The organism is Acinetobacter sp. ANC 4216, assembly GCF_004331195.1.
In the GTDB taxonomy this organism is placed as follows: domain Bacteria; phylum Pseudomonadota; class Gammaproteobacteria; order Pseudomonadales; family Moraxellaceae; genus Acinetobacter; species Acinetobacter kookii.
In genome coordinates, this window is the sequence record NZ_SJOC01000015.1 from 28,094 (window position 1) to 43,061 (window position 14,968).

Genomic DNA, 14,968 nt, shown 5'->3' on the forward strand with positions numbered 1-14,968 from the left:
CCTAAGACTCCTGTTTTTTTAGCGCAAGGATTGCCGCACACATAATGACCGGCACCGACAGCAAGATGACCCAAAGAGACTGATGCAAGTCCTGAAAACCTAAAGCCTTGTTAAACACGCCACGGCTGATGTTCACCATATGTGTAGCAGGATAAATCCCGCCAAACAAGCGGCCAAATCCTTCCAGTGAGGAAACCGGATTAATAATACCGGCAAACTGCATCACCGGAATCAGCGTACCCAGCATGACCAGAAACATCGAGGCAATCTGGCTTTTGGTCAGGGCGGAGGCCAGTAAACCCGTGCCCGTAGAAAAAATAATAAACAGGAATGAAGCCAGGGTCAGGGTCAGGAAACTGCCTTTGATCGGTACATCAAACATCAGCACAATAATCAGGCACATCAGGACATAGTTCAGCATGGCCAGCACCACGTAGGGAATCTGCTTGCCGATCAGGAATTCACTGCGGGTGACCGGAGTGACATACAGATTGACTATCGAACCCAGCTCTTTTTCCCGCACTACAGACAACGCCGTCAGCATGGCCGGAATCAGCAGGATGAGCAGCGGAAATAAGGCCGGTGCCATTGCCGGCAGGCTCTTGATATCCGGGTTATAGCGGAAGCGGGTTTCAACATTGACTGTACTTGATATTTTATACCCGCTTTGCTCCAGCGCCTGCTGCATCAACCAGTGTGCATGAATGCCCTGTACATAGCCCTGCACCGTTTCGGCACGCTGGGGCATGGCTCCATCAATCCAGGCGCCAATCTTGACATTTTCACCCCGGGCCACATCCCGGGCAAAACCCGGCGGAATCTCGATCGCTAAAGCAATATCGCCGCTGCGCATGCGCTGGTCCAGATCATCATAACTTTGCAAAGGTGCCTTTTCGACGAAATAAGGTGAACCGGCTATACTCATGTTGTAGTTCTGGCTCAGTCCGGTCTGATCCCGGTCCAGCACTGCAAAAGTCAGACCATCCACATCCATGGTAATGCCGTAACCCATCACAAACAGCAGGATAATCGAACCGACCAAGGCCATGGTGGCACGAATCGGATCACGGGCCAGCTCCAGTGATTCGCGCCAGGCATAACTGAGCAGCCGTTGCAGGCTGAATCGGCTGGATGTTCTTTGCTGCGTCCTGATGGGCGGATGATCGGCTGAACTGTTTTCCTCCTGTTCTTCCGCTGCAGCTTGGCTGCCCGCACCCGCATCCAATAGATAACCAATAAAGGCCTGTTCCAGGGTTTCAGCCTGCCGGTTCTGCATCAATTTGGCCGGTGCAGCACTGTCCAGCACCCGTCCGGCATGCATCAGCGACATGCGGTCACAGCGCTCGGCTTCATTCATAAAGTGGGTGGAAATAAAGATGGTAACCCCATCCTGGCGCGACAGGGTGATCAGATAATGCCAGAACTTGTCCCGGGCAATCGGGTCGACCCCGGAGGTTGGCTCATCCAGAATCAGGATTTCAGGATTATGCACCAATGCTACCGCCAGTGACAGACGCTGCCTGATCCCCAGTGGCAAATCATCCGGCAATTTGTCTTTCAGCGCCATCAGGTCAAAGCGTTGCAGCATTTCTTGCACACGTGACGCGATCTGCTCTGCCGGCACATGGAATAGTTTGGCATGCAGCACCAGGTTCTGAATGATGGTTAATTCACTATAAAGGGAAAAGGATTGCGACATGTAGCCGACACGCCGACGCGTGGCAATATCGCTGCCTTGCACCGGTTGTCCGAACAGCCAGGCTTGCCCTTCCGAAGCCTCCAGCAATCCGGTCAAGACCTTCATGGTGGTCGACTTGCCACAACCATTAGAGCCTAAGAATCCAAAAATTTCACCACGGCGAATCTGGAAATTGACATGATCCACTGCTGTAAAGTCGCCAAATTTAACCGTCAGGTTCTGGGCTTCCAGGGCATAGCCATCCGAACCATCATCCGCTAAAGGCGGAATCACCACCGGTTCATAGCCCTGTTTCTTTTCCTCCGGCAAAAGCTTGATGTAGGCTTCTTCCAGACTGCTACTATCCGTCTGGGCCAACAATTCCTGGGGACTACCGGTTTGAAGGATGCTGCCTGCATCCATCATCGCCAGCCAGTCAAAGCCCTGCGCTTCATCCATATACGCCGTGGCGACAATGACACTCATCTGTGGACGGACGCTACGGATACGTTGAATCAACTCCCAAAATTGTGCACGTGCCAAGGGGTCGACCCCGGTGGTGGGTTCATCCAGGATCAAAAAGTCCGGATCATGAATCAGGGAGCAACACAGGCCGAGCTTCTGTTTCATCCCGCCGGACAGTTTTCCGGCCGGACGATCCAAAAACTCATACAGCCCCGTGCTTTTGGTCAGTGCATCAATACGTTTTCGGCTTTCTGCTGCATTGTGTCCGAATAAGCGGGCAACAAACTGCAGATTTTCTTCAACTGAAAGGGTTTTGGACAAGTTTTTGCCAAGCCCCTGCGGCATATAAGCAATATGCGGACAGACTTTTCTACGGTGTTTTGCATCGGCAATATCGCCACCAAGCACCATCAAGCGGCCTTGCTGAACCACTTTGGCACCGGCCAGTAATGCCAGCAGGCTGGATTTTCCCACGCCATCCGGACCGATCAGACCCATCATGCAACCCGCTGGCAACGACAGGGAAATGTCCTTTAAGGCCTGGGTCTTGCCATATTTCAGACTGACCTGCTGAATGTCGGCAACAATCGTGCCCTGTGCAGATAAGACTGTCATGATTTAACCAGATTACTTAGGAATGCAGGCCAAGGGGCATTATCATCAATTTTGATATAGGCCACGCCCGGAAGGCCGGTTTTGACTTGCTGGATGTATTTTTGTAACAGTACCGGATCAATTTTCGCCTTGATCCGGAACATCAGCTTCTGACGTTCACTTTCGGTTTCCACCGTCTTTGGGGTGAACTGGGCTGTATCAGCGACAAAAGAAACGCGGGCAGGAATGACTACGTTTTTGGCTGCATCCAGTACAATACGGACTTCGCTGCCTATCGCAATCCGGCCGGCCACGGTTTCCGGCAGAAAGAAGGTCATATAAACATCAGAAAGGTCGATCAGGTTCATGACCCGTCCGCCTGCGGCAATCATTTCACCCGGCTGTGCCACCAGAAACTGGACGCGTGCCTTCAAAGGTGCCTTAAGCTGGGCATCTTCAATATCGAAATTGATCCGCTCTATGGTGGCCTTGATGGCATCGACTTGCGAGCGTGCACTCGACACCTGGCTACGTGCTGCCACAATCGCACTTTGTGCACTGTCCACTTGTGCTCTTGCCGCACTCAGCACGGCTGCAACACTTTTGACATCGGCACGCTCATCATCTAGCTGCTGTTTAGAGACTGCCCCGTCTTTGGCCAGAATTTCGGTTCGTGCCAGACGGTTTTTGGCAGCGACCAGTTCGGTTTCACGCTGCTCGACCATGGCTGCGGCTGCCGCTTTTTCACTGATGCGCATTGCCACCTGGGCTTCTGCGGTCGCAATGCCATCCTGTGCCTGACGCTGCTGGGCCTGAACTTCGCGCAGCTGTGCTTCCAGGGTAGAAACTTTAATCCGTGCCAAAACCTGACCAGCTTCGACAAATTCACCTTCCTGCACAAGGATTTCTTCCAGCTGGCCAGACAATTTACTGGAGATATTGATTTCAGTCGCTTCAATCCGCCCATTGCCACTGACCAACGCCTGTGTATCCGGCTGGTTCATGTTTTTCCAGACCAGATAGGCCACCAGCCCCAAAACCACAATTGCACCGACAACAGAGAGTTTCTTTATATTCATGTGCATTTACCCAAATTTTATTCTAAAGACATCTTTCAAAATTATTTTATAGCCGTCAGGTCACCCTCAATATGCAGCATAAGGTGACCGTGGAGCGAATGAAGCAACTTTGCGCTGTCAATCTACTGTAGTTTAACGCTCAGTCGCTGAGGTTGTGTATCAAATACCTTCAGGATAAATTAAACAGGGTCCATATGAGTGATGACATCTATCACCTGATGCTTCTTCATCACCCGATTTCTGGCATTCACTGAAATATCGTGTCCTTGACGCACACTCAAATTACCATCGACCTCAATATGTGCATCCACAATAATCATATCGCCCATTTTACGGGTCCGAATATTATGCACTCCCAGAATACCTTCAGTAGAGAGAAATGTCTGTTCGATTGCCTTGATTTCATGTTCATCTGCCGCCCGGTCCATGAGATCACTTAATGCTTGCCAGGCAAATTCCCAACCCATTTTTATAATCATCAAACCGACCACCAAGGCAGCAATCGGGTCAAGAATGGGATAACCCAACAGGTTGCCGGCAATGCCGACCAGTACCACCAGAGATGAAGCGGCATCAGAACGGGCATGCCAGGCATTCGCAACCAGCATACTGGATTTGACTTTTTTGGCCACTTTCAGCATGTAACGAAACAATAATTCCTTCCCTACCAGCGCCAGCATTGCGATATACAAGGCCACTGCCTGTACTTTTGGAATGTCTTCAGGGTTAAGAATTTTATTCGTTGCCATAATCAGCATGCCAATACCGACTCCCAATAACAGCAGACCGAGAATAAAAGAGGCTGCCGTCTCGAAACGGTGATGGCCAAAAGGATGATCTTCATCGGCTTCTTTTTTGCTGTGATGGTTGGCAAACAGGACAATAAAGTCTGCCACCAAATCGCTGAGGGTATGAATACCGTCCGCAATCAGACCCTGGGACTTGGCAAAAATGCCGACCACAATCTGAAAGATGGATAAAAACAGGTTAATACATACACTGACCCAAGTGGTTTTACTTGCTGCCTGCGCACGTTCTTCTGGATGGATTAAATCATCTTCATGGGTATCATCATCGAAATGCTGTACAGACATCGCTGCTCCAGTCGCTCAGTTCATTTGATTGAAATCAATTATATATCAGTATGATGGATTATAAATTTTTTCGAGTACCTATTCTTCTTCAATGAGACATCCCATGATATTTTCGGGTGTAAAAATATGAGTAAGCCCATTTGCCTCAACAACCGGAGTGGCCAATTCATTTGAATAATCAATCAACATGTTTTTAGATGTTACTATATGGAGCCACAAATAAGCTGGATTAGATAAGCTCAAAAAGTCAGTGTTCCTTACGGGTATGCCTTTCACACGTCATTTTTTGCTCAGTTCTATAGCATAAATCCCGATAATTGAACCGATTCTCAGCTCCAATCTTTGTCTTCTGCCTCAATACCCCTACAAGTCTATTCAACATTTTGAGAGTACTGAATGCCTGCTTAATCACTATGTTTCTATTATTGATGGTTCGATTACAGGTTCTATTCCGCCGGATACAATTTACAGCGTGTTTTGACTGTGAAGGACAATATACTGTTGCAATGCAACTGCGTGAATACGCTGTTTAGCCTTAAAGATAAAATTCTACTTTCAGCCCTAATGATTTTTAGGATTAAATTAGCATCGTTTAGGCGAGCGGTTTAAATTAAAGCCTGATTATCTATAAGACTTTCTGATAATTATGTGTGAAGGTTATCGTATTTTTGTTATATTATTTATGTGAGATTAATAATCAACCTTTAGCTTTGGTTTTACGTAATTTCGCTTGAGAATCTATCAAAAATGCGCAATACAACTCAAGGACGGTATGCTATATGAGTCAAACAGCGAGTTATTTAGATACTCAATCCATCTTTAATTTAATTGGGCAACATGCAGACTTAGCAATCATCTATCAGACCGTCAGTGAATGGTTAGAGGCCCGGATACCGGATTCAATGGTCTCCATCATGTTGTACTCAGAAACAAAACAAACTTTAAATTTAATTAGTGGTAGCCAGCATTTTTCCAACCGATATATAGAAACCGTTTCTGATCTAAAAATTGGTCCACATGTGGGAGCATGTGGTGCAGCAGCTTTTCACCGAAAACTGGTGATTTGTGAAAATTTAGCCACTGACCCCAACTGGGAAGCTTTCCATAGCCTGATTCAAGAAGAAAATCTGAACGCCTGCTGGTCAACACCTATTATCAATGCGCAGGGAACCCTCTATGGAACCTTTGCAACCTATTATCGTTCTCCTAAATGCCCCACCTCTACTCATATTAAGTTAATTTCTCATGCCGCATCTCTGGTTGCCCTGAGTATGGACCTGCATGCAGAACGGCAACAAAGACTGGCGCTCAATGATAAATACCGTTCGTTCTTCACCTACCATCCCGATGCCATTTTTGAACATAATCCTGAAGGCATCATTATTGATGTCAATCTCGCCTCTGAAGAGATCACTAAATTTAATCTTGAACAGACTCGGGGCTCACATTTCTCAAAATTTATTTGTGCTGACTTTCAGTCAGTAGCTCAAACTGCATTTGAACAGGCCTTGCAAGGCCACAGTCAACACCTGGAAATCCAGGCACAGAATGCCTTGGGGAAATGTTACTGGCTAGACCTCACTTATTTACCTATTCAACAAGCCCAACAGGTGGTCGGTGTATTTGGGATTGCCCATGATATTACCGAACGGCATGAAACCGAAGAAATGTTACGGCTACTGAAACGTAGTGTCGATGCCAATCCTCATGGCATCGTGTTGACTAAGGCCACCGCGGACCAGGCCATTGAATATGTGAATCCTGCTTTTGAAAGCCTGACGGGTTATAAAAAAGAAGAAATCACCGGTAAAAATTGTCGCTTTCTGCAAGGTCCCGAAACAGATCCAGAGGCAGTGTATAAAATCCACAATGCACTTCAAGAACAGCAAGAAATCCAGGTGACCTTAAAAAACTATCGTAAAGATGGCAGCTGGTTCTGGAACCAGCTCATATTAGGACCCGTTTTTGATGATAAAAATTTTTGCACGCACTTTATCGGGATTCAGCAAGATATTACCCAACAGCGGGCGAATAGCGAATATATTGCCCGTCAGCAAACCCATGACAGTTTAACCGGATTAATTAACCATCATACTTTTGAAAAAATACTGGATGTTGCCTTCCACCTTCAACATGATAATCATCGCTCCCTGATTGTGATGTATGTTGATTTAGATGGATTCCAGCCTTTAAATCAAAGTTTGGGGCACATCATTGGTGATCAACTTCTGATTGCTGTAGCAAATCGCCTGCGTCAGGTCATCCAAGAAGAAGATATCATTTCTCATTTTTCAGCAGATGAATTTGGCATACTTCTGAATAAATGCCATGATTTAAAACAGGTCGCTGTTATTGCAGAGCAAATATTAAAAAGCCTGTCAGCTCCATTTGAGCTTGATGGCCATAAAATTCATATGAGTGCGAGTATTGGCATTGCAGATGATGACCCTCAAATAGAAAAATCGACTCAATTACTTCATCATGCGATACATGCCATGAATGAAGCGAAAAAAGAAGGCGGAAATGCCTGGCATTGGTATGCGTTTAATTCTATCGGCACACCGAAAATCGATTACGTGCTGATGCGCCACGAATTAATGGTTGCCATGCAAGAAAAGCAGTTCAGGTTAGTCTATCAACCCGTTATTGATGCTCGCTCAGGCCAATTAAAAAGTGTCGAAGCCTTAATCCGTTGGCAGCATCCACAAAGAGGCTTTATCTCTCCGGTAGAATTCATTCCGTTTGCTGAAAAAACCGGCCAGATTGTAGTTATTGGTCAATGGGTGTTACAGCAAGCCTGTCAGGATATTGTTGCGTGGAACAAGAAAAATGGGGCTAACCTGAGTGTAGCTGTCAATCTTTCCCCTTTACAATTTAAGCGCACAGGCTTTTTGCATGACTTACAGGAAACGCTTGCAGATACCCAGTTACAGCCCGAGTTATTAAAAATTGAAGTCACCGAGACCATGTTAATTGCGGGTGCTGACCGTTCTTTAGAAATTCTAAAAGCTGTTCGTGATTTGGGCATCAAGGTTTCTGTCGATGACTTTGGCACAGGATACTCGAGTCTGAGTTATTTACGGACTTTACCTGTGGATGAGATAAAACTTGATCGCAGTTTTATTGAACATTTACCTCAAAATGAAAAAGATGGCGCGATTGTCGCAGCCATTATTGTTATGGCTCATCAACTAGGATTGCACGTGGTTGCTGAAGGAATAGAAAATCAGGATCAAGCCCAGTTTCTAAAAAAATATGAATGTGATGATTTTCAGGGCTACTATTTTGCCAAACCAGCTGCTCTTAGGGAGCTTAAACTTAATTATAAGTAGATAGGATGAGTATGAAAATAAATACTGTTCCACTCTAATAACGAATACAGTTACGTCCGCTATTTTTAGCCTGATAAAGTTTATTATCCGCCATTTTAAAAACTTCGCTCACATCGGTTGAGCTTTTAGGCCAAAATGCGATTCCAATAGACAGGGTAATTGGGCCGATAGTATTGCTGTTGCTTGATTCCATTGTTTTTCTTAAGCGTTCCGCAGCATTGTAAGCAACCTTAGGGTCTGAAGTGGTCATTAATACAATAAACTCTTCGCCTCCTGTCCGACAACAGATGTCTTCGTCCCTGAAGTTATTTTTCATCAAACTGGCCAGGGTTTTTAAAACGGCATCGCCTTGATCATGACCATAGCTATCATTCACATTCTTAAAAAAATCGATATCAATTGCCAGCACAGCAAAACTTCTTCCTAAACTCACCAATTCTTTCAAGAAAATCTGCATACCGCGCCGATTATATAAACCCGTCAGTGGGTCAGTATTCACATGATGACGTAATTCAGTAATCTTTTCACTGAACGTTTGCGAGCTGAGTAACAATGACGTTCTAAACTTTAAAACTTCAAAATACCAGGGATCGACTTGTTTGATTTTATCTTGAATGTCTGGTTGATTAAGCATGCTGGCCATTTTTGCCAAACTGTTTAAAGGTGAAGAAATAAAGCGTGACATTCGCCAGACAATAAAAAAGATAAACAAATAAAAAATTAAAATTCCAACTGAAACTTTTAAAAGAATATCATTCGCCTGTTTGAACAACTCTTCCGTCGGTTGCTGGGAAACGATAATCCAGTTCACACTGGGAATATCTGCAAAACCTGCCAAATTTTCGACACCCCGACTATTGATTAACCGGACACTTCCCATTCGTGTACGTGTCATATAATCTAGGCCAGTATTATTAATAATTTTTTCTCCAATTCTGCTCGGATCAGGATGAAAAATAATTCGATTCTCCTGATCAATGACATACATATAACTTTTTTTAAAGTCATACTCGGTTGAAAGCATTTTCTGAATCAGATTATTTTTTTGTAAATAAATTGTGCCCCCCACCATACCCAGATAATTTTTATTCTGGTCATAAATAGGTTGAGACAGCAGCACAACAAGGTTATGTCTAATTGACCAATAGGGAGGAGAAATATATGTGCTTTTATGCTTTAAAGATTCAACAATTCCCACTGATTTATATGAAATATGGGGGCTCAAATTTAAACTTTGCGGTGCAAAAGAGATGACTCTTCCCTGTTTATCAACAATTAATAAGCTATTAAACTTGTTGGACTGATTTTTAAGACGCTTTGCTTCCTGTTGTATTAACTGAGGATTAGAAAAGTCCTGTCCTAACAGGTCAGCACTATATTTTAACTCTTTGAGCATATCGTCGAAATGCTGATCTGCGCTGTTGGCAACTTTTGAAGCATATTTGACATTCACTAAAAGTGAATTCTGAATTAATTGGTCTTTAATAACATAATTGAGAATAAATACAGAAACAATAAACAAGCACGAAACACTGATAATAATTGAAATCAGGATCAGTTTTCGAAGATTTAATTTAAGTGCCAAGAGAATCTGTTTCAAAAACCTGATCCCGAACGAGTGTGACTTTATTTATATTTTACAACATATTCAATGACTAATTTAACAAATTTATTTAAAATAAACTAGATCATTCATGCTTTTAAGCTCTGGCCTTGAGTTACTGGAACCCGAGCTTAATGCGTAAATCACAGTATAAATTTAAAGTTGAAAAATTGAAAAAATAAATTATAAATTGGCTCAAAATTTACTGTCAGCAGTTCATTTTACTTTATACGGACAATAAGAATTCTGAAACTACGGCTAATACCGCTTAGGATTCAGGGCTCAAATCATTTTTACGGTATGAGCATTTAAAAAAAAATATATTTACCGAATAATCTATTAGCTTGATTTGATGTCATACACCCAATTTCGTGCTTGTTGGTCGGTTACGTTTTCATAGACATAGTAGTCATGATCCCATGCATCTTGATGGAAGATTTCCTTTTTTGTATAAGTCACATTTTTACCTTTTTCAACGCAGACAAAGCTGTCGCCTTGGTCTTTGACTTGGGTTCCGTTAAGGAAACCACCGATGCAGAGGAAGCGGGATTGTTTGGACATGTGCTTAGATCAACTTTTTAAATCACTACAACTTGCGTGATTAAACGATGTATTGCTACAACTGTAAAGTGTAGCCAACAACATGAATATAGAAACTTTTAATCAGACCAAGTACATCTTGATCTGATAATTTAAAATCATATTCAATACATATGAATCCGAGTAAAAAATACTAGAAGATGTTGATTTTCTAGCTATCCTAAAAATTCATCCGCTGTTAAAGCATGCTTTTCAATAAATTGTGTGTATTCTCTTAGTCTTGCAATTGTCTGGTCAATATTAACTAAGCCTGTTTCCTTATTCTTCACAAGATATTTTGTAGTGAGGATAGTCATTGTTTCTCCCTTCCCAAATCTTGCTGGTTTTTCGAAACTTAAACCTTCCTGCTTAGCTTTATTTAAATAGTGTTTATAACAAATATCTCTAAATTTTTTATCATTTTCAGCTTTATTACTATTAATTTTTAAAACCAAATCATCTTGTTGGATTTGTAAATATTGTAGACAAAATTCATTTCTTTGAAATGCCCACCAATAACCCATAAATCCACCATTAGGGTTAGATACATACCCCCAATCTCCACGCTTTAAGTCTTGTTGAAGATATTTGAAAAATCCAATCCAATTTTTATTATTCCACTTTTCTTTAACCGCAAATGCATTTACTTCATTTTCAATAGATTTAATATAATCTTTGAAGTCATTAAAAATGTCGCTTGATACATCTTCAAAGTTATCTAAAACTGCAATCAGCTTATTTCTAGAAAAGATTTTAAATCCATCATTGATTTCTTTTTTATAATTTGATTGATCATGGGTTTTAAAGAAGATAGCTAATACATTTTCCTCTCCAACTTCAGAGGCTATTATATTTTTATATCTAGTTAATTGATCACCATGTGCTTTTGTACCAGTCTTATCCTCAATAATGATAGAAAATTCATTTATTTTAAGTAGGATATCAATATTTTTATATTGTTTAGAAAGACTGAAGTTTTCAAATTTCTCAGGCATTTCTTTATTTTCTAATTTAAAAAATTCTGAGATTAAACTTAAAGCACAATTTTTTAGATCTTGATTAACATGCATATATTTAGGATTTGCATGATCTAATAACCAAAAAATAAAAGCATCTTGCGATAATTCTTTTGTTGCATATTTAAAAATATTTGGCTTATCCATTTTTATACTCAAAAAATAAGGGCTGATAAATCAGCCCTTATTTTTAACTCATTTTATCTTAATTTTCAATCAATTAAGACAATTGAGCAGCAGCAATTTTCTTGGTATCGATGTCTTTAGCAGCATCTGTATACTCGCCCATCTTGTCGAAGTTCAAGTATTGGTAGATGTCAGCAGACATGCTGTCGATTTGAGCTGCATATTGTTGATATTCTTCTGGAGTTGGTAATTTACCAAGTACAGCAGCAACAGATGCAAGTTCAGCAGAAGCCAAGTAAACGTTAGCGCCTTGACCTAAACGGTTCGGGAAGTTACGGGTAGAAGTCGATACACAAGTCGTGTTCGGAGCTACACGTGCCTGGTTACCCATACATAATGAACAGCCTGGCATTTCAGTACGCGCGCCAGCTTTACCATAAATGTTATAGAAACCTTCTTCCATCAATTGGTGCTCGTCCATACGAGTTGGTGGAGCCAACCATAAACGAGTAGACAATGAACCACCAGGTACTTTATCAAGTAATTTACCAGCAGCACGGAAGTGACCGATGTTTGTCATACATGAACCAACGAATACTTCGTCAATTTTCACGCCTTGAACGTCAGAAAGAAGTTTAGCGTCATCTGGGTCGTTCGGGCAGCAAAGGATAGGTTCTTTGATGTCAGCTAGATCAATTTCATACACTTTAGTGTATTCAGCATCAGCATCAGCTTTAAGAAGTGATGGGTTCGCTAACCATTTTTCCATGTTCTCAACACGACGAGCCATAGTACGCGCATCGCCATAACCTTCAGAGATCATCCACTTAAGCATGGTGATGTTTGAACGAAGGTATTCAGCAACTTTCTCTTCAGAAAGCGTGATTGAACAGCCAGCAGCAGAACGTTCAGCAGAAGCATCAGAAAGTTCGAACGCTTGCTCTACAGTCAGGTCAGTTTCCATTTCTGTCAGGTCGATCTCAAGGATACGACCAGAGAAGATATTTTTCTTACCTTTCTTCTCTACAGTTAAGTCACCTTCTTTAATTGCGTAGTAAGGAATCGCATGTACAAGGTCACGTAAAGTGATACCAGGCTGCATTTTACCTTTGAACTTCACAAGTACAGACTCAGGCATGTCAAGTGGCATAACACCAGTTGCTGCAGCGAACGCTACAAGACCAGAACCCGCTGGGAATGAAATACCGATTGGGAAACGAGTATGTGAGTCACCACCAGTACCTACTGTATCTGGAAGAAGCATACGGTTTAACCAAGAGTGGATAATACCGTCACCTGGACGTAAAGACACACCGCCACGGTTCATGATGAAATCAGGAAGCGTGTGTTGCATTTGTACGTCAACTGGTTTTGGATACGCAGCTGTGTGACAGAAAGATTGCATAACTAGGTCAGCAGAGAAACCTAGGCAAGCCAAGTCTTTTAATTCGTCACGAGTCATTGGACCTGTTGTATCTTGAGAACCAACAGTCGTCATCTTAGGTTCGCAGTAAGTACCTGGACGAACACCTTGACCTTCAGGAAGACCACAAGCGCGACCTACCATTTTTTGAGCTTGAGTGAAGCCTTTACCAGTATTCTCAGGTTGAACCGGAGTACGGAATAAAGTTGAAGGTGCAAGACCTAAAGCTTCACGCGCTTTAGCAGTTAGACCACGACCAACGATCAGGTTAATACGGCCACCAGCACGCACTTCGTCTAGAAGCACTGGAGTTTTAAGTTCAGCTTCAGCGATTTGTTCGCCATTTTTAGAAGCAGTCACTTTTGCAGCAGCATGATCGATGTTAAGAACGATTTCGTCGCCCATGTTCATGTTAGCAACGTCGATCTCGATCGGTAATGCACCAGCATCTTCCATCGTATTGAAGAAAATCGGAGCGATCTTAGAACCTAAGCAGTAACCACCGTCTTTTTTGTTCGGGATGTGAGCGATTTCGTCACCGAAGAACCAAAGTACAGAGTTAGTTGCAGATTTACGAGAAGAACCTGTACCAACAACGTCACCTACATAAGCAACCTGGTTGCCTTTCGCGATGAGTTCTTTGATTTGGTTTAACGGACCAACTTCACCAGGAACTTCCGGGTTAATACCGTCACGTACGTTTTTCAACATCGCATTTGCATGTAATGGGATATCGGGACGGCTCCAAGCGTCTTGAGCTGGAGACAAGTCATCAGTGTTGGTTTCACCAGTAACTTTGAATACTGTTAATTTGATTTCTTCTGGAACATCTTTACGGCTTGTGAACCATTCAGCATCAGCCCAAGATTGAAGCACAGCTTTTGCATTTGCGTTACCCGCTTTCGCTTTATCAGCTACGTCGTGGAATGCATCAAATACAAGAAGAGTTTTTTTCAGCGCTTCAGCAGCAAGCTCACCAAGAACAGCGTCATCAAGTAAAGCAACTAAAGGCGCAACGTTATAACCACCAAGCATAGTACCTAGTAAGTAAACCGCACGTTCTTTAGAAACTAATGGAGAAGTTGTTTCACCTTTTGCCACGGCAGCCAAGAAAGCAGCTTTAACATAAGCAGCTTGGTCAACACCTGCTGGAACACGGTTTTCAAGCAAGTCAACTAAAAATGCTTCTTCTCCAGCTGGGGGATTTTTTAATAGTTCAACCAAGTCAGCTGTTTGAGCATCGTCAAGTGGCTTCGGTGGGACTCCGAGTGCAGCACGTTCTGCAACGTGTTGGCGGTAAGCTTCTAGCACGGTGTTATTCCTCTTTTTTAAAAAATTATTTACGAATTCCAGCTTATTCAAAGCTTCGCAAATAATATGGACTGCTAAATTTTACTAAAATTCCAGTTAAAAGTTAATGCAAGTACAGTGTTTCTTTGTGATGCCCATTATTTTGTAGCTAAATGATGCGCATATCGATTACACAATAAGCAAATCCTTCACTTTTAAAGCTTTTTAATGATGAAAATTCACTTTTAATGGAACATTAAACATAAAAAAGACAACCCTATGTTGCCTTTTTTGCTTTTATAAAAATATTCAACCTTAGTGGACAGTGGTTGCTGTTAAATATTGAGCTAATTCCGCGCGGTTCCCGGTAAATTTAACGGCACATTCATCTTCAAATAAGCCCTGATACTGATTACTGGCAAATGAAATATCAACCAGATAGCGTGGATAATGCTGATCTGCCAATTTTTTGCGCAGAAACACTTTATCTCCCACACTCAGGACATAATTTGCCCCACCAATAATCGCTACACCATGCTCATCTTCCAAGAGCAAATCTTCATGATGCAAGTAGCCAATCACATCCATATTTCTACTCCAGTCATTATAATTCTTTATCTCATTATTCAATAACAAGATAAGCTTTTCTATATTTTTACTTAAGCAAATGTCACAATTTATTTTTTAAT

Annotated in this window: 9 protein-coding genes; 1 reads left to right on the forward strand and 8 read right to left on the reverse strand. The window is 42.4% G+C overall.

Annotated features, from left to right (window positions below; all coding sequences use genetic code 11):
- Position 1: 1 nt before the first annotated feature.
- The 3 genes from rbbA to E0H88_RS12635 all read right to left on the reverse strand — a co-directional run bounded on the left by rbbA (position 2) and on the right by E0H88_RS12635 (position 4,910).
- Entirely contained in the window at positions 2–2,758 is a 2,757-nt protein-coding gene (rbbA, locus tag E0H88_RS12625) for a ribosome-associated ATPase/putative transporter RbbA (RefSeq protein ID WP_131274420.1), read from the reverse strand.
- The gene (locus tag E0H88_RS12630; protein ID WP_131274421.1) at positions 2,755–3,816 is read right to left on the reverse strand and encodes an HlyD family secretion protein; all 1,062 of its coding nucleotides are present in this window, start codon (positions 3,814–3,816) and stop codon (positions 2,755–2,757) included. The genes rbbA and E0H88_RS12630 overlap by 4 nt, the downstream gene beginning before the upstream one ends.
- Positions 3,817–3,995: 179 nt before the next feature.
- Positions 3,996–4,910, reverse strand: coding sequence for a cation diffusion facilitator family transporter (locus tag E0H88_RS12635; protein WP_131274422.1), 915 nt, complete (start codon positions 4,908–4,910; stop codon positions 3,996–3,998).
- 779 nt (positions 4,911–5,689) lie between these two features.
- On the opposite strand from E0H88_RS12635, the gene E0H88_RS12640 reads away from it, so the two are divergent.
- Entirely contained in the window at positions 5,690–8,242 is a 2,553-nt protein-coding gene (locus E0H88_RS12640) for a bifunctional diguanylate cyclase/phosphodiesterase (protein WP_131274423.1), read from the forward strand.
- 34 nt (positions 8,243–8,276) lie between these two features.
- Here the strand turns inward: E0H88_RS12640 and E0H88_RS12645 are convergent, their stop codons facing one another.
- The 5 genes from E0H88_RS12645 to E0H88_RS12665 form a co-directional block, all read right to left on the reverse strand.
- Positions 8,277–9,842, reverse strand: a complete 1,566-nt coding sequence (locus E0H88_RS12645; RefSeq protein WP_131274424.1) for a sensor domain-containing diguanylate cyclase — start codon at positions 9,840–9,842, stop codon at positions 8,277–8,279.
- Between the two features lie 342 nt (positions 9,843–10,184).
- On the reverse strand, positions 10,185–10,406 hold the full coding sequence (locus E0H88_RS12650; RefSeq protein WP_131274425.1) for a hypothetical protein: 222 nt from the start codon (positions 10,404–10,406) through the stop codon (positions 10,185–10,187).
- Between the two features lie 194 nt (positions 10,407–10,600).
- A complete protein-coding gene (locus tag E0H88_RS12655) occupies positions 10,601–11,587 on the reverse strand; it encodes a PD-(D/E)XK nuclease family protein (protein WP_092818253.1) in 987 nt (328 codons plus the stop codon).
- 73 nt (positions 11,588–11,660) lie between these two features.
- Positions 11,661–14,300 (reverse strand): bifunctional aconitate hydratase 2/2-methylisocitrate dehydratase, encoded by a 2,640-nt coding sequence (locus tag E0H88_RS12660; RefSeq protein WP_131274426.1) that lies wholly within the window; start codon positions 14,298–14,300, stop codon positions 11,661–11,663.
- 294 nt (positions 14,301–14,594) lie between these two features.
- Entirely contained in the window at positions 14,595–14,867 is a 273-nt protein-coding gene (locus E0H88_RS12665; RefSeq protein WP_131274427.1) for a hypothetical protein, read from the reverse strand.
- Between the last annotated feature and the right edge of the window lie 101 nt (positions 14,868–14,968).

Coding starts and splice junctions, on each gene's coding strand:
- rbbA (WP_131274420.1), bottom strand. CDS start 2,758: ATGACAGTCTTATCTGCACAGGGCACGATTGTTGCCGACATTCAGCAG.
- E0H88_RS12630 (WP_131274421.1), bottom strand. CDS start 3,816: ATGAATATAAAGAAACTCTCTGTTGTCGGTGCAATTGTGGTTTTGGGG.
- E0H88_RS12635 (WP_131274422.1), bottom strand. CDS start 4,910: ATGTCTGTACAGCATTTCGATGATGATACCCATGAAGATGATTTAATC.
- E0H88_RS12640 (WP_131274423.1), top strand. CDS start 5,690: ATGAGTCAAACAGCGAGTTATTTAGATACTCAATCCATCTTTAATTTA.
- E0H88_RS12650 (WP_131274425.1), bottom strand. CDS start 10,406: ATGTCCAAACAATCCCGCTTCCTCTGCATCGGTGGTTTCCTTAACGGA.
- E0H88_RS12655 (WP_092818253.1), bottom strand. CDS start 11,587: ATGGATAAGCCAAATATTTTTAAATATGCAACAAAAGAATTATCGCAA.
- E0H88_RS12665 (WP_131274427.1), bottom strand. CDS start 14,867: ATGGATGTGATTGGCTACTTGCATCATGAAGATTTGCTCTTGGAAGAT.